At 53.8% G+C, this 21,959-nt stretch carries 22 protein-coding genes, 1 pseudogene and 1 riboswitch; of the genes and pseudogenes, 12 read left to right on the forward strand and 11 right to left on the reverse strand.

Going from position 1 to position 21,959, the window contains the following annotated elements:
- The first annotated feature begins 12 nt into the window (after positions 1-12).
- Both prc and htpX read left to right on the forward strand, forming a co-directional pair.
- Complete coding sequence (gene prc, locus ACTU3N_RS17210) at positions 13-2,064, forward strand: carboxy terminal-processing peptidase (protein WP_443087343.1); 2,052 nt, start codon at positions 13-15, stop codon at positions 2,062-2,064.
- 204 nt (positions 2,065-2,268) lie between these two features.
- Positions 2,269-3,150: a protease HtpX gene (gene htpX / locus ACTU3N_RS17215; RefSeq protein ID WP_443087344.1), complete on the forward strand. Its 882-nt coding sequence runs from the start codon at positions 2,269-2,271 to the stop codon at positions 3,148-3,150.
- A 43-nt stretch (positions 3,151-3,193) separates the two neighbouring features.
- Here the strand turns inward: htpX and ACTU3N_RS17220 are convergent, their stop codons facing one another.
- Positions 3,194-4,564 (reverse strand): MFS transporter, encoded by a 1,371-nt coding sequence (locus tag ACTU3N_RS17220; protein WP_443087345.1) that lies wholly within the window; start codon positions 4,562-4,564, stop codon positions 3,194-3,196.
- 176 nt (positions 4,565-4,740) lie between these two features.
- On the opposite strand from ACTU3N_RS17220, the gene kdgR reads away from it, so the two are divergent.
- Positions 4,741-5,532: a DNA-binding transcriptional regulator KdgR gene (kdgR, locus tag ACTU3N_RS17225; protein WP_443087346.1), complete on the forward strand. Its 792-nt coding sequence runs from the start codon at positions 4,741-4,743 to the stop codon at positions 5,530-5,532.
- Positions 5,533-5,593: 61 nt separating this feature from the next.
- Here kdgR and ACTU3N_RS17230 read toward each other — a convergent pair whose 3' ends face one another.
- Entirely contained in the window at positions 5,594-5,833 is a 240-nt protein-coding gene (locus ACTU3N_RS17230) for a YobH family protein (protein ID WP_443087347.1), read from the reverse strand.
- A gap of 160 nt (positions 5,834-5,993) precedes the next feature.
- On the opposite strand from ACTU3N_RS17230, the gene mgrB reads away from it, so the two are divergent.
- The 5 genes and pseudogenes from mgrB to rlmA all read left to right on the forward strand — a co-directional run bounded on the left by mgrB (position 5,994) and on the right by rlmA (position 8,545).
- The gene (gene mgrB, locus ACTU3N_RS17235) at positions 5,994-6,137 is read left to right on the forward strand and encodes a PhoP/PhoQ regulator MgrB (RefSeq protein WP_443087348.1); all 144 of its coding nucleotides are present in this window, start codon (positions 5,994-5,996) and stop codon (positions 6,135-6,137) included.
- 71 nt (positions 6,138-6,208) lie between these two features.
- Positions 6,209-6,496 (forward strand): YebO family protein, encoded by a 288-nt coding sequence (locus ACTU3N_RS17240; protein WP_443087349.1) that lies wholly within the window; start codon positions 6,209-6,211, stop codon positions 6,494-6,496.
- Positions 6,497-7,223: 727 nt separating this feature from the next.
- Positions 7,224-7,321 (forward strand): annotated as a pseudogene (locus ACTU3N_RS17245) (DUF2627 domain-containing protein); the annotation flags it as partial.
- A 56-nt stretch (positions 7,322-7,377) separates the two neighbouring features.
- Positions 7,378-7,587: a transcription antiterminator/RNA stability regulator CspE gene (cspE, locus tag ACTU3N_RS17250; RefSeq protein WP_443087350.1), complete on the forward strand. Its 210-nt coding sequence runs from the start codon at positions 7,378-7,380 to the stop codon at positions 7,585-7,587.
- A gap of 142 nt (positions 7,588-7,729) precedes the next feature.
- Positions 7,730-8,545 carry a 23S rRNA (guanine(745)-N(1))-methyltransferase gene (rlmA, locus tag ACTU3N_RS17255; RefSeq protein WP_443087351.1) on the forward strand — a complete coding sequence of 272 codons (816 nt, stop codon included), beginning with the start codon at positions 7,730-7,732 and terminating at the stop codon, positions 8,543-8,545.
- Here the strand turns inward: rlmA and mntP are convergent.
- The 5 genes from mntP to manX form a co-directional block, all read right to left on the reverse strand.
- A complete protein-coding gene (gene mntP / locus ACTU3N_RS17260) occupies positions 8,542-9,105 on the reverse strand; it encodes a manganese efflux pump MntP (RefSeq protein WP_443087352.1) in 564 nt (187 codons plus the stop codon). The genes rlmA and mntP overlap by 4 nt on opposite strands.
- A 6-nt stretch (positions 9,106-9,111) precedes the next feature.
- Positions 9,112-9,285, reverse strand: a riboswitch (yybP-ykoY riboswitch).
- Between the two features lie 197 nt (positions 9,286-9,482).
- Positions 9,483-9,941 (reverse strand): DUF986 family protein, encoded by a 459-nt coding sequence (locus ACTU3N_RS17265; RefSeq protein WP_443087353.1) that lies wholly within the window; start codon positions 9,939-9,941, stop codon positions 9,483-9,485.
- 57 nt (positions 9,942-9,998) lie between these two features.
- Positions 9,999-10,850 carry a PTS mannose transporter subunit IID gene (locus ACTU3N_RS17270; protein WP_443087354.1) on the reverse strand — a complete coding sequence of 284 codons (852 nt, stop codon included), beginning with the start codon at positions 10,848-10,850 and terminating at the stop codon, positions 9,999-10,001.
- A 12-nt stretch (positions 10,851-10,862) separates the two neighbouring features.
- On the reverse strand, positions 10,863-11,663 hold the full coding sequence (gene manY / locus ACTU3N_RS17275) for a PTS mannose transporter subunit IIC (protein WP_443087355.1): 801 nt from the start codon (positions 11,661-11,663) through the stop codon (positions 10,863-10,865).
- A 63-nt stretch (positions 11,664-11,726) separates the two neighbouring features.
- Positions 11,727-12,698 carry a PTS mannose transporter subunit IIAB gene (gene manX, locus ACTU3N_RS17280; RefSeq protein ID WP_443087356.1) on the reverse strand — a complete coding sequence of 324 codons (972 nt, stop codon included), beginning with the start codon at positions 12,696-12,698 and terminating at the stop codon, positions 11,727-11,729.
- A gap of 438 nt (positions 12,699-13,136) precedes the next feature.
- Here manX and yoaE point away from each other — a divergent pair, with 438 nt between their 5' ends.
- Positions 13,137-14,699: a CNNM family cation transport protein YoaE gene (gene yoaE / locus ACTU3N_RS17285; RefSeq protein ID WP_443087357.1), complete on the forward strand. Its 1,563-nt coding sequence runs from the start codon at positions 13,137-13,139 to the stop codon at positions 14,697-14,699.
- 295 nt (positions 14,700-14,994) lie between these two features.
- Here yoaE and sdaA read toward each other — a convergent pair whose 3' ends face one another.
- The 3 genes from sdaA to pabB form a co-directional block, all read right to left on the reverse strand.
- Positions 14,995-16,359, reverse strand: coding sequence for an L-serine ammonia-lyase (gene sdaA / locus ACTU3N_RS17290; protein ID WP_443087358.1), 1,365 nt, complete (start codon positions 16,357-16,359; stop codon positions 14,995-14,997).
- A 220-nt stretch (positions 16,360-16,579) separates the two neighbouring features.
- The gene (locus tag ACTU3N_RS17295) at positions 16,580-17,158 is read right to left on the reverse strand and encodes a CoA pyrophosphatase (protein ID WP_443087359.1); all 579 of its coding nucleotides are present in this window, start codon (positions 17,156-17,158) and stop codon (positions 16,580-16,582) included.
- Positions 17,155-18,513, reverse strand: a complete 1,359-nt coding sequence (gene pabB / locus ACTU3N_RS17300; RefSeq protein ID WP_443087360.1) for an aminodeoxychorismate synthase component 1 — start codon at positions 18,511-18,513, stop codon at positions 17,155-17,157. The genes ACTU3N_RS17295 and pabB overlap by 4 nt, the downstream gene beginning before the upstream one ends.
- A gap of 83 nt (positions 18,514-18,596) precedes the next feature.
- Between pabB and ACTU3N_RS17305 the strand changes: the two genes are divergently transcribed.
- On the forward strand, positions 18,597-18,776 hold the full coding sequence (locus ACTU3N_RS17305) for a YoaH family protein (RefSeq protein ID WP_443087361.1): 180 nt from the start codon (positions 18,597-18,599) through the stop codon (positions 18,774-18,776).
- Here the strand turns inward: ACTU3N_RS17305 and ACTU3N_RS17310 are convergent, their stop codons facing one another.
- Entirely contained in the window at positions 18,777-19,121 is a 345-nt protein-coding gene (locus ACTU3N_RS17310) for a RidA family protein (RefSeq protein WP_443087362.1), read from the reverse strand. It abuts the gene before it with no gap.
- 140 nt (positions 19,122-19,261) lie between these two features.
- Here ACTU3N_RS17310 and ACTU3N_RS17315 point away from each other — a divergent pair, with 140 nt between their 5' ends.
- Entirely contained in the window at positions 19,262-21,169 is a 1,908-nt protein-coding gene (locus ACTU3N_RS17315) for an ATP-dependent DNA helicase (RefSeq protein ID WP_443087363.1), read from the forward strand.
- Positions 21,170-21,228: 59 nt separating this feature from the next.
- The gene (gene tsaB, locus ACTU3N_RS17320; RefSeq protein ID WP_443087364.1) at positions 21,229-21,924 is read left to right on the forward strand and encodes a tRNA (adenosine(37)-N6)-threonylcarbamoyltransferase complex dimerization subunit type 1 TsaB; all 696 of its coding nucleotides are present in this window, start codon (positions 21,229-21,231) and stop codon (positions 21,922-21,924) included.
- Positions 21,925-21,959 lie beyond the last annotated feature (35 nt).

Below are 21,959 nucleotides of genomic sequence, written 5' to 3' on the forward strand. Positions count from 1 at the left end.
GCCTGGCCTGGCATGAACACTTTGTTTAAGCGCACGGTATTGGCTGGCCTGTTATTCGTAACAGGCCATGCTTTTGCCGTGGAAGATATTACGCGCGTTGATCAGATTCCGGTACTTAAGGAAGAGACGCAGCACGCGACGGTGAGCGAGCGGGTTACCTCTCGTTTTACGCGCTCACACTACCGGCAGTTTGATTTAGATGAGGCTTTCTCCGCAAAGATCTTCAATCGTTATCTGAACCTGCTGGATTACAGCCACAACGTGCTGTTAGGCAGCGACGTTGAGCAGTTCTCCAAACAGAAAGACCAGATAAGCGATGAGTTGCGCAGCGGCAAGCTGGATGTGTTTTACGATCTCTATAATCTTGCGCAAAAACGTCGCTTTGAGCGTTACCAGTACGCGTTAAAAGTGCTTGAGCGCCCGATGGATTTCACCGGCAAGGATACGTTTAATCTTGACCGCAGCAAAGCGCCGTGGCCAAAAGATGAAGCGGAGCTGAATGCATTGTGGGACAGCAAAGTTAAGTATGACGAGCTGAGCCTCAAACTGACGGGCAAAGACGAAAAAGAGATCCGCGAGACGCTCTCCCGGCGTTATAAATTTGCGATTCGCCGCCTGGCGCAAAGCAACAGCGAAGATGTTTTCTCGTTGGCAATGACCGCGTTTGCCCGTGAAATCGATCCGCATACCAATTACCTTTCACCGCGCAACACCGAGCAGTTCAATACAGAAATGAGCCTGTCGCTCGAAGGTATTGGCGCGGTTTTGCAGATGGATGATGATTACACCGTCATCAATTCGATGGTGGCGGGCGGACCTGCGGCGAAGAGCAAAGCGATAAGCGTCGGCGACCGTATCGTTGGCGTAGGCCAGCCTGGTCAGAATATGGTCGATGTGATTGGCTGGCGTCTCGATGACGTGGTTGCGCTGATCAAAGGGCCGAAGGGCAGTAAAGTGCGTCTCGAAATCCTGCCAGCAGGTAAGGGAACGAAAACGCGCGTGATTACGCTTACCCGTGAGCGTATCCGCCTGGAAGACCGCGCGGTGAAAATGTCCGTGAAGACTGTGGGCAAAGAAAAAGTCGGCGTGCTGGACATTCCAGGTTTCTACGTTGGCCTGACAGATGATGTGAAAGTCCAGTTGCAGAAGCTGGAAAAACAGAACGTCAGCAGTGTGGTTATCGACTTGCGCACGAACGGCGGCGGGGCGCTGACCGAAGCGGTTTCGCTCTCCGGGCTGTTTATTCCTTCCGGGCCGGTCGTGCAGGTGCGTGATAATAACGGCAAAGTGCGCGAAGACAGCGACACGGACGGCGTGGTTTATTATAAAGGCCCGCTGGTGGTGCTGGTTGACCGCTTTAGCGCCTCTGCTTCTGAGATTTTTGCTGCCGCCATGCAGGATTATGGCCGGGCGCTGATTGTGGGTGAACCGACCTTTGGTAAAGGCACGGTTCAGCAATATCGCTCCCTGAACCGTATTTACGATCAGATGCTGCGCCCGGAATGGCCAGCGTTGGGATCGGTGCAGTACACCATCCAGAAATTCTATCGCGTGAACGGCGGCAGTACGCAGCGTGAAGGCGTGAAGCCGGATATCATTATGCCTACCGGGACGCAGGTTACGGAAACGGGTGAGAAATTCGAAGATAACGCTTTACCGTGGGACAGCATCAACGCGGCGACTTTCGTGCGAACCGGCGATTTGAAGCCGTTTGGCCCTGAGCTGCTGAAAAACCACGAAGCGCGCATCGCTGACGATCCGGAGTTCCAGTATATTGCGAAAGACATTGCACGCTTTGAAGCGATGAAGGACAAGCGCAACATTGTGTCGTTGAATTTCGCGCAGCGTGAAAAAGAGAACGCCGAAGAGGATGCCATTCGCCTCTCTCGTTTAAACGATCGCCTGAAGCGTGAAGGTAAACCGCTGCTGAAAAAACTGGATGATTTGCCGAAGGATTATCAGGAACCGGATCCGTATCTTGATGAAACCGTCAAGATAGCGCTCGACCTGGCCCATCTTGAGAAAGAGAAACCGGCGGAACAACCTGCTGCTGCAAAACAGTAAGTTAGGCGCAAGCTAAAAACAGGCACAAGAGATTGTGCCTGTTTTTTTTACATTTTTCTGGTGGCGTAAGCATAATGCTACAAAATGTAAAGTTGTGTCTTTCTCATGACTTACGCGGCCTGGATACTTGAAAATAGCATTTCTACCCATACGATGTGGGTAATCGCTTAGTGCGTTTTGTTAAACAGAGGTAAAAAGAACATTATGATGCGAATCGCGCTCTTCCTGTTGACTAACCTGGCCGTCATGTTGGTGTTCGGGCTGGTGCTTAGCCTGACGGGCATTCAGTCGAGCAGCGTTCAGGGTTTGTTAATTATGGCGCTGCTGTTTGGTTTTGGTGGCTCATTCGTTTCTTTGTTAATGTCGAAATGGATGGCGCTGAAATCCGTTGGCGGCGAGGTGATTGAGCAGCCGCGTAACGATATGGAACGCTGGCTGGTCGATACCGTAGCCCGTCAGTCTCGCCAGGCGGGGATCGCTATGCCGCAGGTCGCCATTTACCATGCGCCGGATATCAACGCCTTTGCCACCGGCGCCCGTCGCGACGCGTCACTGGTCGCAGTCAGCACCGGGTTGCTGCAAAACATGAGTCGTGATGAGGCCGAAGCGGTCATTGCGCATGAAATCAGCCATATCGCCAACGGTGACATGGTGACCATGACGCTTATCCAGGGTGTGGTGAACACCTTCGTTATCTTTATCTCGCGTATCATTGCGCAGATTGCCGCTGGTTTCCTCGGCGGGAACCGTGACGATGGCGAAGAGAGCAACGGCAACCCGCTTATCTATTTCGCGGTGGCAACCGTGCTGGAGCTGGTGTTTGGCATCCTGGCAAGCATCATCACCATGTGGTTCTCCCGTTATCGTGAGTTCCACGCCGATGCCGGTTCGGCGAAGCTGGTCGGTCGTGAGAAGATGATTGCTGCGCTGCAACGCCTGAAAACAAGTTATGAACCGCAGGAAGCCAGCAGCATGATGGCATTCTGCATTAACGGTAAATCGAAATCACTCAGCGAGCTGTTTATGACCCACCCGCCGCTGGATAAACGTATTGAAGCCCTGCGCAGCGGGGAGTACCTGAAGTAATTGTTACGAAGAAAGAAAAGCGCGTCGGTCGACGCGCTTTTTTTTACGCCGTGCGGGGCTGGCTTATACGTAAACTGCTGATAATGGCGGCAAGCGTCGCCAGCGAACCTGCCACCAGCAGCGATGTATGCGTGCCGCTGTCGGCAAAAAAGTTAAACATTAAGGCCACCAGCGCCGCCCCTGTGCTTTGCCCAAGCAAGCGCGCGGTGCCCAGCATACCGCTTGCTCCACCGCTGCGTTGAGGCGGTGCCGAGGTAATAATTGTGTGGTTATTCGGTGACTGAAAGAGGCCAAAACCTGCGCCGCACAGCACCATACGCCAGATAATATCACTATCCGTCGGGGTCGCAGGCAGCATCGCCAGCGCGAACAGCCCACCGGCAAACATCACCAGACCCAGCGCACCGAGCAATCCTGCATGAACCCGTTCAATGAGATAACCGGCCAGCGGCGCCATCACCATCGTGGCCAGCGGCCAGGGAGTGAGCAGCAGTCCGGTTTCCACTTCGCTACGCCCGAGCGTAGATTGTAAAAAGAACGGCAGCGAAACCAGCGCCAGCATCTGGGCGCAAAACGAGCAGACAGACGTGCCAATGGAGAGCGAGAAAAGCGGTATGCGCAGCAGATCTACCGGTAACAACGGCACCGGCAAACGCAACTGCCTGCGCACAAAAAACCAGCCAATGACCAGCAGCGCTATCACCTCAGCAGCGATTAGCGACGCGGAATGCCCCTGGGCAAAACCGCTCAGGGCGGTTATCAACAGGCCGAAGGTCAGGGCATTCATTACGGCACTGGGTAAATCAAATTTCGGTTTCGTACCGCGCGCAGCATTGGCGGGTAAAAATTTCAGCGCCAGCAGCAGGGAGATAATCCCCAGCGGCACATTGATTAAAAATAGCCACTGCCATGACGCAACAGAGAGAATGGCCGCTGCGATCGTCGGTCCGGCAGCCGAAGCCACAGCAACCACAAACGAGTTAATCCCCATGCCGCGCCCGAGTTTACTGTGCGGATAAATCAGGCGGATAAGCGCAGTATTGACACTCATCAGCGCGGCACCGCCAAACCCTTGCGCCACGCGCGCAAGGGTGAGCGTAAACAGCGAATCAGACAACGCACAAAACAGCGAGGTGAGGGTGAAAAGCACCAGGCCGCACTGATAGACACGGCGGTAGCCGAACATATCGCCAAGGAAAGAGAGGATCAACAGCGATACCACAATGGCAATTTGATACGCGTTGACAATCCAGATGGAGCTTGCAGGCGAAGCCTGAAGATCTTGTGCAATCGTGGGCAGCGCGACGTTGGCAATCGCCCCGTCCAGCACCGCCATGGTCAGGCCGATAACAATAGTCAGAATAGCGCCGTAGCGCGCAGGGACAGGCAACCCGTCCGGGTTCGTTTTATCCATTTGGATGTCAGATTGATAATTGCACGATAAAGGAAGGCGTAATTCTACCACTGCTTACCCGGCTTTATGTCGCAGATTTGTAACGAAGTTGACAAACGTTGATTGCGGCAGCCGGGCGACGAATTTATAATAAAAACCAATTCTGAATTTTATAAAACACGGCGATGAGGTGATTAATGGCAATCGCAGATTTGGACAAACAGCCAGATTCTGTCTCTTCAGTACTGAAGGTTTTTGGCATTCTGCAGGCGCTTGGCGAGGAACGCGAAATCGGTATCACGGAGTTATCGCAGCGCGTTATGATGTCAAAAAGCACCGTTTATCGCTTTTTGCAAACGATGAAATCGCTGGGCTATGTGGCACAGGAAGGCGAATCAGAAAAATACTCCCTGACGCTGAAACTCTTTGAGCTGGGCGCGCGCGCGTTGCAAAACGTTGATCTTATCCGTAGCGCGGATATCCAGATGCGTGAACTTTCTCGCCTGACCAAAGAGACGATTCACCTGGGGGCGCTGGATGAAGACAGCATCGTTTACATCCATAAAATTGACTCAATGTATAACCTGCGCATGTACTCGCGCATCGGTCGTCGCAACCCGCTGTACAGCACGGCAATCGGTAAAGTGCTGCTGGCGTGGCGCGATCGTGACGAAGTGTTGCAAATCCTGGAAGGCGTAGAATATAAACGCAGCACCGATCGCACGATAACCAGTACGGAAGATCTGCTGCCGATGCTGGATATTGTCCGCCAGCAAGGGTATGGCGAAGATAACGAAGAGCAGGAAGAGGGGCTGCGCTGCATTGGCGTGCCTGTTTTCGACCGTTTCGGCGTGGTGATTGCCGGTCTTAGCATCTCCTTCCCGACGCTGCGCTTCTCGGAAGAGCGACTGCACGAATACGTTGATATGCTGCATAACGCCGCGCGTAAAATTTCCGAACAGATGGGTTATAACGACTATCCGTTTTAATTCTTTACGTTAAATAAAGCCCCCGGCATTACCCCACCGGGGGCTTTATCATTGGTAACTGTTATCCGTTATCGATGACCGTGCTGCTTTTACGCAACAGCGGACAGTTGGTCAGGCCAAACAAACCATTACTTGAGTGTATATATTGTGCGGTGCTGGTGCCCCGTGCTGTCAGATAGCTACATTGCAAACCCAGCCCGCCCGCATTTTGCGTGCTGCCAATCAACACACCATAACCGCTCAGCAAGAGACCAATCCACAGCAGTGCGACAACGATGACAAAGCGAATGAGTGTTCGCATGTTAGCTCCTTGCATATCGGTAAACTATATATGATCCTACTAACTTTACGCCGCGCAACAAGTTGACCATTCCTAAAAGAGCGTGAAAAAGGCTGCGGTTAGTCGCGGTTTAAGTAAGTCATGCTAATGTGTATGCCTTTGCAATTTATCGGAGAAATGAGTGAGACGATTTAGATGGCTGTTGCTGATTGCCGTGCTGGCTGTCTGCTTGCTGCTCTGGATTCAAATGCTTAACGTGATGTGCGATCAGGATGTCAGGTTTTACAGTGGTGTTTGTATAATCAATAAGTTCATTCCCTGGTAAATTCATATTAGTAATTGATACCCTTCTCTGATGCCGGTGGTAAAATGTGGCGTCTACTTTGAGGTGGTAAAATGAACGACGTTATAAATTCAGGCGCACTCAATCTGATGTCTCTGGTTGTCTCTTTAGTGTTGCTGGTAGTGGGTCTGGTGTTGTGGTTCTTTATTAACCGCGCCAGCTCGCGAACGAATGAGCAGATTGAGCTGCTTGAAGCGCTGTTGGACCAGCAAAAACGCCAGAACGCGCTGCTGCGCCGTCTGTGTGAAGCGAACGAACCTGAAAAGGAAGAGGCTTCGCAACCTACGAAAGCGAAAGAAAAAGAAGACGATGATTTTATTCGTCTGGTCGCTGAGCGCTAACTCACCGCAAAATGGCCCGGCATATCTTGACGTTGTCGGGCATCATCATTTCTTCTCTGTGCGTCTACCGTCTCGCTTTATATAAACTATACTTAATGCAGCGCCGGAAACATACGGTGGGGTTGTTGTTACTCTGTAAACCCAGGGTAATGCACAATAAGCGAAACGAGTGGAGATTATGCCTGGTCTAGTAAGCTGATTGTTGGCGACTATTTTTTCTATTAAATTTTTGCTCCGGACATTATCCAGGCATATTGTTATAAAAATGATCTCGCTTATTTGTAGCGAAACGTTTTTATTGCCCACTCATGAAGCATTGTCATCATAAATTCATTATTTTGGTGCAAGCTTTGCTTATTTACGCAGCAACTATCCGATAGTTAACTGGCGTAATAGTTTTTGCATTTTAAGATATTGTTTAAGAATTGTCCTGGTGCAAGAAAAAGCATATCTATGCGAAAAATGTTATAAAGGATCATATGCCTTTTATCGGTACGGTAAAAAGACGGAAGTCGTTGAGCTAAGGCGAAAAATTACGCTTTATTCAACGCTTTCTGATGCTACAGATCGGCTGCTATAACGTTCAACGTAGTGAATAAAAGTGCAGAAGATGCTCTTATAACCATGGAATTTGTGCGACGGATCGAGACACGTTTAAAAATGGCTTGCCATAATTTACGTATTATGTGATAACACGTTTTGGGTCAAACGAGGTACAGTTCTGTTTATGTGTGGCATTTTCAGTAAAGAAGTCCTGAGTAAACACTTTTCGTTGAATACAGCTTCTCTGCCGAACCTTATATTAGTGCCTCAAGCAGTAATGTCTCAGTTTTCTCAGTCAATGCCTGCGGGCGAAGTATATACATTAAGGAATTTTGCAAATGGCAAAGATTAAAGGTCAAGTTAAGTGGTTCAACGAATCCAAAGGTTTTGGTTTCATTACTCCGAATGACGGTAGCAAAGATGTGTTCGTACACTTCTCTGCAATTCAGGGTAATGGTTTCAAAACGCTGGCCGAAGGCCAGAACGTTGAGTTTGAAATTCAGGACGGTCAGAAAGGCCCGGCTGCAGTCAACGTAACTGCTATCTGATTTCGACACCTCTGAACTTGAAGCGCCTTGCGCGCGTCAATGTCAGCAAAAAGCCTCGCCTTTGTGCGGGGCTTTTTAATTTCCACGATACGGTAATTAGCGGTAAACTTTCGCCCTTCAGGAATTGCCCGCCGGAGTTTTTATGTCTTTCAGTTGCCCCCTCTGCCACGCGCCGCTCAGCCGTCAGGAGAGATCGTTTGTCTGCCCGGAGCGACACCAGTTTGATATCGCCAAAGAGGGCTATGTGAATTTGCTGCCCGTGCAGCATAAACGTTCACGCTATCCGGGAGATAACGCGCAGATGATGCAGGCGCGCCGTGCTTTTTTAGATGCCGGGCACTACCAGCCGCTGCGCGACATGCTGGCGACACTTCTGCAAATGCACTTACCGACGCAGGCCGATGCGCTGCTGGATATTGGCTGTGGGGAAGGGTATTACACTCACGCATTTGCCGAAATTGCTGGTCAGCATGGCGCACAAGCCTATGGGCTTGATGTCTCGAAAGCCGCGATCCGCGCGGCGGCCAGGCGCTATCCGCAGGCAATGTTCTGCGTGGCGTCGAGCCATCGCCTGCCTTTCAACGATAACAGCATCGATGCGCTGGTACGTATCTACGCCCCCTGCAAAGCGCAGGAGCTGGCGCGAGTCGTTAAAAAGGAAGGGATGGTTTTCACCGCAGCACCTGGGCCGCGCCATTTACTGGAGCTAAAAGGGCTGATTTATGACGACGTGCAGCTGCACGCGCCAAATTCAGGCGAAATCGATGGTTTTAAAGTGGTTGAAGAGCATTCGCTAAGCTATGAACTCAGCGTAACAGGCGAGCAGGCCGTCGCACTATTACAGATGACGCCTTTTGCGTGGCGGGCAAAGCCTGAAGTGTGGGAGCAGTTAGCGGCAACGGAAAATTTCCGCTGCCAGGCCGATTTCAGTATTCACTGTTTACAGCGGGACGCTTAAGGCGCGAAGTGGCTCCAGAGGATCTGCGAGCCGATACCGATAAGCACGATGCCGCCGAGAATTTCAGCCCGCTTGCCAAGCAACGGGCCGATAAAACGGCCAATCATCATGCCCAGCGTGGACATTACCAGCGTCGCGCAGCCAATCGCCAGCGCAGTGGTGATGATATTAACCTGCAAAAACGCAAGGCCTACGCCGACAGCCATCGCATCCAGGCTGGTGGCAATGGCCGTTGTCACCAGCAGCCAGAAGCCGTGGCGGTGCGGCGTGTCTGCCATATCATCATCGCCGCGCACGCCTTCAACGATCATGCGCCCGCCAAGAAAAACCAGCAATATAAACGCAATCCAGTGGTTCCATTCAAGCACAAATTGCGAGGCCAGCATGCCAAGCCCCCAGCCGATCAGCGGCGTCAGGGTTTCAATCACGCCGAAGATAAGACCGGTGCGCAGTGCTTCAGAGAATTTAGGTTTATGCAGCGTGGCCCCTTTGCCGATAGAAGCAGCAAAGGCATCCATAGACATGCCAAAAGCGAGAAGAAGTGTGGCGGATAAATTCATGTGTGCGTCCTGACCGGGGGTTCCATATAACACACCTCTGCCCCCAGTAAACAGCAGCAGGTGTGTCAATGGTCTCGCCTGACTGAACGATTCAGTCCGTACGCGCCACGTTTTGCAACGAGTATGTTGACACGTACATTTCCAGCCTGTGGAAATCGGCTACTCCCCAACGACGGACGCACATTAACATATATCATGAATATAAAACAACAATCGGGGAATATTATTTTAGTGAATTGGTGATAACGATTTGCATTTAGATTTATTGGTGATAATTACGTTAATAAATATAAGCACATTTTCGCCGGGAATATAGCCATGGCTATATATGTGCTTATTATTTGCGCAGAAAAATATAGACAGTGCTATATCGCAACTTATTGAGTTTTAACCATAACTTTATATATTTTTTCAAGGTCGTCGATATTTCGCACACGGACGAGCAGGCGCCGCTGCTCTAATTGCATGACCAGTACGCCGTCCTCGGATAAATTCATTTCTTTAATGCGGGAATATTTTATCCAGACATTGGCGAAGAAAAAGCCCTGAGATTTAAAGATGATTTTCGGCGCGCGTACCCAGAACAGATAAATGCCGAGCAGGACCAGAGCCGATAATAACCACAACGTTAAAGGTGAGCCGCCGTAAGAGGCATTGTTATAAATAAGAATTACCAGCAGACCGACAAAAATCGCCCCGTCAACACGGCTGCGGCGCAACAGAGGAACGCTGAGCAGCGTCTTGCCGTGGCGTTTGGGCATAATGAACTCATCATAGATGGCAAAAGCGAGAAGGGCGGCAATAAACAGTACCAGTACCATGTCCGTAAGGGTCATTCTTCCTCCTTAAAATAAAAAACCGGGAGCAAAGGCCCCCGGTTGAGACAGAACGAATTACAAGCCGAGGAAGCCGACCGCGTAGCCCGCGATACCGATAAAGAAGAACCCGATGATAATCCACAGCGGGTTTACTTTACGGCGCAGCAGCCACATACAGCCAAAGGTCAGCAGCAGCGGAACCAGGCCTGGCATTAACTGATCAAGAATGGTCTGCACCGTCGTCACCTGAACTTTACCGGTCTGGTCGGTAATTTCCGACACCACCATCGGTATATTCACGTGCGTCCACTTATTGACCAGCGCCCCCATGACAAAGAGGCCAAGAATGGATGCCCCCTCTGTCAGTTTTTGCAGGAAGCCGCCGCCCATATCCTGAACAATATCCACACCCTTACGATAACCGTAGGCCACCCCATAATAGCGGGTTGCCAGGCGCACAATATTAAACAGGACAAAAAACAGCAGCGGTCCAAGCAGGCTTCCGCTCATCGCGATCCCGGCACCGAGCGCCGCAAATACCGGGCGCACAGTCCCCCAGAAAATCGGGTCGCCCACACCGGCCAGCGGTCCCATCAGACCCACTTTGATACCGTTAATCGCCCCGTCGTCGATATCAGCGCCATTCGCGCGCTGCTCTTCCATTGCCAGCGTTACGCCAAGTACCGGCGCGGCAACATACGGATGGGTGTTGAAAAACTCCAGATGGCGTTTAATTGCCTGGCGGCGTGCTTCGTTGTTTTCCGGGTAGAGACGGCGGATGGCCGGTACCATGGAGAAACAGAAGCCCAGCGCCTGCATACGTTCAAAGTTCCATGACCCCTGGAACAGGTTAGAACGCAGGAACACACCCCGAATGTCGCTCTGAGTAAGCTTTTTCTCAGTCGTTGCTTTAGTCATATCAACCATGTCGTTCACCTGTTAATCCAGTTCGTTATCGAGATCATTAGAACCCGCCGCCTGAGCAGGGCCGCCTGCTGAACGGTTATATTTCGGGCTGAGCTGAATATAGAGAATGGCCATCACTGCACCAATGACACCCAGGGCCACCAGGTTGAAGTTGGTGAATGCCGCGGTCACGAAGCCGAGATAGAAGAAAGGCATCAGGTAGCCTGCACGCATCATGTTGATGACCATCGCATAACCGACGACCACAATCATGCCACCGGCGATGTTCAGGCCGCTGGTCACCACCTCAGGGATAGCGTTCAGCATGGTCTGTACTTCACTGGTACCGACAGAGATTGCCACGATAACCGCCGGGATAGCGATACGCATTGCTTGCAGGAACAGGGAAGAGACGTGGATCCAGGAAATCGCCGTCAGATTGCCTTTTTCAGCCGCTTTATCCGCCGCGTGCTGGAAGGCAACCGTAATGGTACGCACGATAATTGTCAGTACCTGACCTGCGGCCGCGAGCGGAATAGCCAACGCGATACCCGCACCAACGCTCTGATGGCCGCCGATAACCAGAATGGTTGAAATAATCGACGCCAGTGCGGCATCCGGTGCGACCGCTGCACCGATATTCATCCAGCCCAGCGCGATCATTTCCAGCGTACCACCGATGATAATGCCGGTTTTCATATCACCCAGCACGATACCGATTAACGTACACGCTACCAGTGGCCGGTGGAACTGGAACTCGTCAAGTATCGACCCCATACCGGCGATACACGCAACGATAAACACCAGCACAATCTGAAGAGTGGTAATCTCCATTGTACTTCTCCTATAGCTAAATCAGACGTAAGTGTGAAAACTGAGTCAATCAGAGAGCCGCGATTACTTCGCCACTTTGCTGATCAAATCCATCATTTTCAGTTTCGGGTCGTTGGACACTTTGCGAACTTCCAGCTCGATACCGCGTTCGTTGAGCTTTTTGAACGCTTCGATATCTTTCTCATCCACCGAAACCGCATTGTTAACCTGAGTTTTGCCCTGACGGAACGCCATACCACCAACGTTGACGGAGGTGATTTTCACGCCCCCCTCAACCAGACGCAGCACATCGGTCGGGTTAGTAAACAGCAGCATCACGCGTTCACCGGCGTATTTCGGGTTGTTATACACGCGGATCATTTTCTCCACGTCAACCACATGCGCCGTCACGCCCGGCGGTGCGACCTGAGTCAGCAGGGTTTTACGCACGGTATCAGCAGCCACTTCGTCGCTGACCACAATGATGCGCGTGACGTTGGTCTCTTTGGTCCAGCGGGTCGCAACCTGGCCGTGGATAAGACGGTCATCGATACGCGCAAGGCCAATCACCATGTAGTCTTTCGGCCCCATTGGTTTCGCCGGTGCAGCGGCTTTTGGCGTAGCTGCCGCTGCTGGTGCCGGTGCCGGTTTTTCAGCCGGTTGGGCTTTTAATGCTTTCACCCCTTCGCGCCCGGTTTCAACAGCCAGTGCCACCAACTCATCGAAGGAAGGATCGTCATCCCTGGCCATCAGTGTTTCGACCAGCATCGGGATATTGACGCCAGCTATCACTTCATAATGCTCTTTATCGACGACAATGCGGCTGGCAGCGTTAAACGGACTGCCGCCCCATGTATCAACGAGAAACAGCACGCCCTTACTGGTATCCAGTTTCTCCAGTTGTGCCGTGTATTTTTCGATTAACGTTTCCGCGTTTTCACCGGGAACGAAATCAATCCAACCGACGTTTTCCTGCTCGCCCAGCAGCATCTCGGCGGTTTTGAGTAGCTGCTCAGCAGCCCAACCATGTGTGCCTAAAACAATAGCAATTGACATTGCTACCTCCTTCTTCTTGTCGTAAACACATCAGCAAATGATGTATTGTGAATCTTCATCGATATACGGAATCGATTCAGATAAAGGTTCAAGAGAACACCCATAACTCGCCTGAATTATTTTAGAGAGTGAAAAAATAATTTATGTGATGAAGTTCCGTAATTTATCTTTCCTTCAGGAGAAATTTTGTTGCGCAAAATATCTCCACTGATTGCAAATTCAGGTAAATCTTTGCCAAACACAAAGTGTCTCTGTTATGTTTACCCTCCGTTTAATTATTCAGGAGTATAGGGCTACAGCCCGCTGTATGGACCGTCACCGACGTCAGTTCACTTTATGGCCATCTCGCGCCACACATTTTCCCGTTACCTCTTCATTCTTTCTCAATACGTCTGTGCGTTATCGCGCATCGTTTAGTCATGCTTTCAGGAGCCTGTCATGGAATTCTTAATGGATCCCTCTATCTGGGCCGGATTGTTGACGCTGGTCGTTCTGGAAATTGTGCTGGGTATTGATAACCTGGTGTTTATCGCAATCCTCGCCGACAAACTGCCGCCGAAACAGCGTGATAAAGCGCGCCTGATTGGTCTGTCGCTGGCGCTGGTGATGCGCCTTGGTTTGCTGTCGCTGATTTCGTGGATGGTGACGCTGACACAGCCGCTGTTTTCCCTCTGGCAGTTCACCTTCTCAGGGCGTGATTTGATAATGCTCTTTGGGGGTATCTTCCTGCTCTTCAAGGCGACGACCGAACTGCACGAACGGCTGGAAAACCGCGCGCACGATGGCGGTCACGGGAAAGGCTACGCCAGCTTCTGGGTCGTGGTGACGCAAATCGTGGTGCTGGACGCCGTCTTCTCGCTTGATGCGGTGATAACCGCGGTCGGTATGGTAAACCACCTGCCGGTGATGATGGCCGCGGTGGTTATCGCAATGGCGGTGATGCTGCTGGCCTCGAAACCGCTGACGCGCTTTGTCAACCAGCATCCGACGGTGGTGGTGCTGTGCCTGAGCTTCCTGCTGATGATTGGTCTGAGCCTGGTTGCCGAAGGTTTCGGTTTCCATATTCCGAAAGGCTACCTGTACGCGGCGATCGGTTTCTCCATCATCATTGAATTCTTTAACCAGGTGGCGCGACGCAACTTTATTCGTAACCAGTCGTCGCTGCCGCTGCGCGCACGGACTGCGGATGCGATTCTGCGCCTGATGGGCGGGCGTCGCCAGAACAGCAACCCGCAAATTGAATCCGACAGCCAGTCCTCGGTGCCGGTACCGGAAGGCGCGTTTGCTGAAGAAGAGCGCTATATGATTAACGGCGTGCTGACGCTGGCCTCACGTTCCCTGCGCAGCATTATGACACCGCGCGGTGATATCAGCTGGGTGGATGCAAGCCTGAGCGTGGATAAAATTCGCCAACAGCTGCTCTCTTCGCCGCACAGCCTGTTCCCGGTGTGCCGTGGTGAGCTGGATGAAGTCATCGGTATCGTGCGCGCCAAAGAGATGCTGGTGGCGCTGGAAGAGGGGGGCGATGTCGCGGCGATTGCAGCGCAGTCTCCGGCGATCGTCGTGCCGGAAACGCTTGACCCGATAAAACTGCTGGCGGTGTTGCGTCGTGCGCGCGGCAGCTTTGTTATCGTTACCAACGAGTTTGGTGTGGTTCAGGGGCTGGTTACGCCGCTGGACGTGCTGGAAGCCATCGCCGGTGAGTTCCCGGATGCCGACGAAACGCCGGAAATTGTGTCGGATGGCGACGGCTGGCTGGTAAAAGGCACCACGGATCTGCACGCCCTGCAGCACACGCTGGGCCTTGATAGCCTGGTCAATGATGACGAAGATATTGCCACCGTCGCGGGTCTGGTTATCTCTGCAAAAGGTCAGATCCCACAGCCGGGTGAAATGCTTGAGCTGGCTCCGCTGCATATTACCGTGCTGGAAGCGAACGACTACCGTGTCGATTTAGTTCGTATTATTAAAGAGCAACCGGCTCACGACGAAGAGGAGTGATCCTCATCCCACCTGACGTGGCTGGCGCATAGCCGGCCACGTTTCATTGACACACTGCTTTGCCGCCGCGCTGTGCAAAGTACCATCGCGAAAGAAACTGGAACCAGGCGGAAAGTGGACGAGAGATCGTTGCGCTGTCTGCATATGTGCCTTCTCCCTGGCGCGTTGTATGCCAACACACAGCAAGTGTAGTGGTGAATCAGATAAATCACGAGAAAATTGCCTGGAATTTAACCTGCAGAAGATTTGCAGGCAAAAAAAAACGCCGTTCGATTGAACGGCGCGTGAGGGGATATCAGTCGCACTGCACCTTGATGGCCAGCCCGCCTCGCGAGGTTTCGCGGTATTTGGCGTTCATATCTTTACCGGTCTCATACATCGTCTCGATAACTTTATCGAGCGAGACGCGCGGCGCGCTGGTACGGCGCATCGCCATGCGCGAGGCATTAATCGCTTTTACTGATGCAATCGCGTTACGCTCAATGCACGGTACCTGTACCTGACCGGCCACCGGATCGCAGGTCAGCCCAAGATTGTGCTCCATACCAATTTCTGCCGCGACGCAAACCTGCTCCGGGCTGGCGCCAAGCAACTCGGCAAGACCTGCCGCCGCCATCGAGCAGGCCACACCCACTTCGCCCTGGCAACCGACTTCGGCACCGGAAATGGACGCGTTCATTTTATACAGCGCGCCAATCGCACCGGCGGCGAGGAAGTAACGGATATAGATATCCGGCGTTACCGGTTCAATAAAGTGATCGTAATAGGCCAGTACCGCCGGGACGATACCGCAGGCACCGTTGGTCGGCGCGGTCACGACGCGACCACCGGCGGCGTTCTCTTCGTTGACGGCCAGCGCGAACATATTTACCCAGTCCACGACATTCATCGGGTCGCTGGATAACTTATCGCTGGAGACCAGCAAACGGCGCAGAGCAGAAGCACGGCGCGGCACCCGCAGCGGGCCGGGCAGCACGCCTTCGGTATTCATTCCGCGATCGATGCAGGCACGCATGGTGGCCCATACATGAGCGAAATAGTCTTCAATCTCTTGCTTTGAGTGCAGCGCCAGTTCGTTCTGCATCACCAGGCCTGAGACGGAAAGGCCGGTCTCTTTGCAATATTCCAGCAGCTGGGTGGCGGAATTAAACGCCCAGGGTACGTTTACGGACGACGTCGCATCCTGGCCGAAATGTTCTTCGTCGACAATAAAACCGCCGCCGATAGAGTAATACGTTTTGCTGTAGACCACGCGCTCGCCGCTCAGAGCCGTAATGCGCATGCCGTTTTCATGCAGCGACAAATTATCGCTATGAAAACGCATGCCGTCTTCTTTGGGGAAGTCCACTTCCTGGCGACCCTGCGCCAGCAGCAGGCGACCGCGGGTTTCCACGTCGCGAATAAATGCCGGGATGGCATCAATATCGACCGTTGCCGGTTCGTTACCCGCAAGGCCCATAATAATAGCGATATCGGTATGGTGGCCTTTACCGGTGAGGGAGAGTGAACCGTATACGTCCACGACAACACGGGTAACGCTTTCCAGTAATCCTTTCTCGACCAGGTCATCGACGAACTGCTTACCGGCCTTCATCGGGCCTACAGTATGGGAGGACGAGGGACCAATCCCCACCTTAAACATGTCGAATATACTAATCACATTTACACTCCTGACAGGGTTACCGGGTTTCCGGTAACGATGTAATAACTGCGCATAGTGTAAGAGGGAAGGCCGTTATCAGCTTAACTATTCACATGAATTAAACTAATGATTCCCCCTGATTAAACTAATAGCGTGCGCGCAGTCAAAAAGTGGCCTGTAAGAAGTATAACGCTAAATCAAAGCGCTGAGCTGAAAGCCGCTGCCAAAGCCTGGCGGCTTAGGGCTTGCGGCCAATTTGCAGCGCCAGCGAGCGGATAATGCCCGCCGTCATGCCCCAGACAAAATAATGCTGATACCAGGATAACCACACGCGATGCGCATTCCCCTGGCGATGGATATCCAGCGGGTGATAGCGACCGAGCCGTAGCGCCTCGGCGAGCGGCATTTCAAACACCGCCGCCACTTCATCTTCGCTGGCATGGTACGGCAAATCCGGCGGAATAATGCCGACCACCGGCGTCACCTGAAACCCGGTCACGCTATCCACCGGCGGCAGCACGCCAATCACCTCAACCACCTCGGGCGGAATAGCCACCTCTTCGTGCGCTTCACGCAGCGCCGCCGCAATCAACGATGTATCGCTCTTATCCACGGCACCGCCGGGAAACGCTACCTGGCCTGGGTGCTTACGCAGCAAAGGGGAGCGCTGGGTAAGCAGCAGGCCCGGCTCGGGGCGACGAACCACCGGGACCAGCACTGCTGCCTGACGCGCCTGAAGGGCGGCAGGGCGATGCTCGGGGCGCAGCAGTTGAAAGTGCGATAAAAAGTCATCCAGGGTTAAGGCAGGTTGTGTCAAAACGAACTCTCCAGTTGCCGCAGAATACGATTAACTTTATCAAAAGTTTCCTGATATTCCGCTTCTTGCTGGCTATCAGCGACTATTCCGCCGCCTGCAGAGCAATAAATCTGCCCCTCGCAGGCAATCAGGGTGCGAATGGTAATGCTGGTATCCATATTGCCGCAGAAACTGATATAGCCAATGCTGCCGCACCAGGCGTTACGCCGCTGTGGCTCCAGCTCATCGATAATCTCCATCGCCCGTACTTTCGGCGCGCCGGTAATCGAACCACCAGGAAATGCAGCCCGCAGCAGCGCGCAGGCATGGCGATCGGCTGGTAAGGTTGCGGTGACGGTACTGACCAGATGATGCACTGCCGGGAAAGGTTCAACAACAAACAGCTCCGGTACGCGCACCGACCCCGGCGTCGCCACGCGGCCAATGTCGTTACGCATCAAATCCACAATCATTAAATTCTCTGCCCTGTCTTTTGCCGAGGCAGCCAGCTTTTGCGCCTGGGCAGCATCCGCCACCGGGTCGGCGAGGCGCGGCAGCGTACCTTTGATCGGGCGCGTTTCAATGGCGCCTTTCGCCAGGCGAATAAAGCGCTCCGGCGAGAGACTCAACACCGCGCCGTCGGGCAGGCGTAAAAACGCGCTGAACGGAGCGCGGTTTTCGGCGTTCAGGCGGGTAAAGGCCAGCCATTCATCGCCCTGATAATGTGCCTGGAAACGCTGCGCCAGATTGACCTGATAGCAATCACCGCTGTGTAAATAAGCCTGCACGCGCTGAAATTTCTCGCCGTACCCGGCGCGACTCATATTGGCCTGCCAGGGCGTCGTTAAGCGAAACGCTTCACGGGGCGGCGAAACTTGCGCCTCAAGCCAGGCCAGGCGAGCCGTAACATCCGCGTGGCTTAACAGGGTGACTTTTTGCAACTGATGGTCCACCACCAGCGCCCAGTCATAAATACCCACCGCCATATCCGGCAGAGCGATATCGGCCTGTGCGTGCTCAGGCAGCGTTTCAAAGCGACGACCTAAGTCGTAACCAAAAAGGCCCACCGCGCCGCCCTGGAAAGGCAGATCGTCTGATGGCTCACACGCCATCGCGCAGCTTTCAAGCGCATGTTGTAATAGCTGCAACGGGCAATCCCGGCGGGTCTCGCCGGTGCTAAACATGGTGATATCACCACGCGTGGTGAGGGTGATGCGCGGATCGGCGACGAGTATATCGAAGCGATTATGCACATGCTGCGCGTTGCCTGAGTGCAGTAACATCGCCCAGGGGTTATGGCTTAACGGGGCAAAATAGTGTTCGGCGGCGTCCTGACGCCACGGCAAAGAGATAACGGCGGGGGAATTGGTCTTCATTGATCCTGACTCATGTGCGCGCCGCTGGTGTATATCACGGGCGCATGGAATAATTAGCGTGAACAATTTAGCAGGAGTCGACAATGTTTGCAGGTTTACCTTCCCTGAGTCATGAGCAGCAGCAAAAGGCAGTTGAGCGCATCCAGGAGTTAATGGCCGGCGGCATGAGCAGCGGGCAGGCGATTGCGCAGGTGGCCGAGGAGCTGCGCGCCAGTCACACCGGTGAGCGGATTGTGGCGCGCTTTGAGGATGAAGACGAGTAATTACACCGCGGCGATGATTTTGATCTCGACTTTATAGTGCGGGTTCATCAGCTTCGCCTGTACGGTGCAACGTACTGGCGCATGCCCGGCGACGACCCAGGCGTCCCAGGCTTTGTTCATTTCAGCAAGATCAGCGCTGTCGGCGAGGAAAAGCGTCGCGTCGAGGATGCGGGTTTTATCGCTCCCGACGCGCGCCAGCATCGCATCAATTTGCGCCAGCGTATTGGCGGTCTGCTCGAACGCACCGGCGTCCAGGTTTTCCGGCACGCCGGTGTAATACAGTGTATGGTTATGAATAACCACATCTGACCAGCGGTCCGCCGCATCGATACGTTTAATAGTCATACTCGGTTCCTTCTTTTTAATATCACTTCAAAAAAGCAGCCAGCAAAGCGGCAACACGCGCCAAAGAGTGCCACAGAAACCCGACTGGCGTAAATCCGCACACCCTGACATAATCACTGGCGATTTAACCAGGGGGTAGTGTGACGGACGATTTTGCAACAGATGGCCAGCTGGCCAAAGCGATACCGGGTTTCAAACCGCGTGAACCACAGCGCCAGATGGCGCACGCCGTCACCGAGGCCATCAATAAGACGCAGCCGCTGGTGGTTGAGGCGGGAACCGGAACCGGTAAAACTTACGCTTACCTTGCCCCCACACTGCGCGCCGGTAAAAAAGTGATTATCTCGACCGGCTCGAAGGCGCTTCAGGATCAGCTCTACAGCCGCGATTTGCCGACGGTGGCGAAAGCGCTGGAATTTACCGGGCGCACCGCACTTTTAAAAGGGCGCTCAAACTACCTCTGCATTGAACGCCTGGAGCAACAAGCGCTGGCGGGTGGCGATTTGCCGGTACAAACTCTCAGCGATGTTATCCTGCTGCGCTCCTGGTCAAACCAGACGACGGACGGCGACATCAGCACCTGCGTGAGCGTTGCGGAAGACGCTCCGGTCTGGCCGCTGGTCACCAGCACCAATGACAACTGCCTGGGCAGCGATTGCCCGATGTATAAAGACTGTTTTGTGGTGAAGGCGCGTAAAAAAGCGATGGATGCGGACGTGGTGGTGGTCAACCATCATCTGTTTCTTGCCGACATGGTGGTAAAAGAGAGCGGTTTTGGTGAGCTTATCCCTGAGGCGCAAGTGATGATTTTTGACGAAGCGCACCAGCTGCCGGACATCGCCAGCCAGTATTTCGGCCAGTCGCTTTCCAGTCGCCAGTTGCAGGATCTGGCGAAGGATTTCACCATCGCTTACCGCACCGAGCTTAAAGACACCGCGCAGTTACAGAAATGCGCCGACAGGCTGGCGCAAAGCGCCCAGGATTTTCGCCTGCAGCTCGGCGAGCCGGGGTATCGCGGCAATTTACGCGAGCTGCTGGCCAATGCGCATATCCAGCGCGCGCTGCTGTTGCTTGATGATGCGCTGGAGCTATGTTACGACGTGGCAAAACTTTCGCTGGGCCGCTCGGCGCTGCTGGATGCCGCTTTCGAGCGCGCTACGCTTTATCGCGCAAGGCTTAAGCGCTTAAAAGAAAATCAACCAGGTTACAGCTACTGGTATGAATGCACCTCGCGCCATTTCACCCTCGCACTGACGCCGCTTACGGTGGCGGACAAGTTTAAAGAGGTGATGGCGCAAAAGAGCGGCAGCTGGATTTTTACCTCTGCAACGCTTTCAGTGAATGACGATCTGCACCATTTCACCGCGCGTCTGGGCATCGAAGAGGCGCAATCACTGCTGTTGCCAAGCCCCTTTGACTACGCGCGCCAGGCGCTGCTCTGTGTGCCGCGCAATCTGCCGCAAACCAACCAGCCCGGCGCGGCGCGCCAGCTGGCTGCCATGCTGCGACCTATTATCGAGGCGAATAATGGCCGCTGCTTTATGCTCTGTACTTCACACGCAATGATGCGCGAGCTGGCGGAGCAGTTTCGCGCCACCATGAGCCTGCCGGTGCTGTTGCAGGGCGAGACCAGCAAAGGGCAGCTGTTGCAGCAGTTTGTCAGCGCGGGCAATGCCTTGCTGGTGGCGACCAGCAGTTTCTGGGAAGGGGTGGATGTGCGCGGCGATGCGCTGTCGCTGGTGATTATCGATAAGCTTCCTTTTACCTCGCCGGACGACCCTTTGCTGAAAGCGCGCATGGAGGATTGCCGCCTGCGCGGGGGCGATCCGTTTGATGACGTGCAGCTACCGGATGCGGTGATTACCCTCAAGCAGGGCGTTGGCCGCCTGATCCGCGGTATTGACGATCGCGGGGTGCTGGTCATTTGTGATAACCGGCTGGTTATGCGCCCGTATGGCGCGGTGTTTCTTGCCAGCCTGCCGCCGACGCCGCGTACCCGGGATATTCGCCGGGCGGTCGAGTTTCTTGCCGCACCGTCGGCGCAGTAATTTGCCAGCAAGTGTGATACGATACGCGGCATATTGTTGAAAGTGGATCTGCTATACCCATGCGAATTCTGGCTATTGATACTGCCACAGAAGCGTGTTCTGTTGCCCTGCTGAATGACGGCACGACCTTCGCTCACTTCGAGCTTTGCCCCCGCGAGCACACCCAGCGCATTCTGCCGCTGGTGCAGGACGTGCTCCGCGACGCTGACCTTACTTTAACCGGGCTGGATGCGCTCGCCTTTGGCCGCGGGCCGGGGAGTTTTACCGGCGTGCGCATCGGCATCGGTATTGCACAGGGGCTGGCGCTTGGCGCAGCGCTGCCGATGATTGGCGTTTCAACGCTTGCGACAATGGCGCAAGGGGCGTGGCGTAAAACCGGTGCCACGCGCGTGCTGGCGGCGATTGACGCGCGCATGGGCGAAGTTTACTGGGCGGAATATCAGCGTGATGCCGCGGGAGTCTGGCACGGCGAAGAGAGCGAAGCGGTGCTAAAACCGGAAGCCGTAACCCGTCGGTTACAGCAGCTTGAAGGCGAGTGGGCCACGGTCGGTACCGGCTGGCAGGCCTGGCCAGAGATGGCCAAAGGCAGCGCCGTAACGTTAACGGATGGTGAGACGCTGTTGCCGGCCGCAGAAGATATGCTGCCGATCGCGCAGCAACTGTGGGCTGCCAATAAAACGGTTGCGGTGGAGCACGCTGAGCCCGTTTATTTGCGAAATGAGGTCGCGTGGAAGAAACTTCCGGGTCGCGAATGAATCTCAGTAATTACCACAACTGAGTAAAGGAGTGC

The sequence above is a fragment of the Vagococcus sp. WN89Y genome, assembly GCF_052220145.1.
In the GTDB taxonomy this organism is placed as follows: Bacteria; Pseudomonadota; Gammaproteobacteria; order Enterobacterales; family Enterobacteriaceae; genus Kosakonia.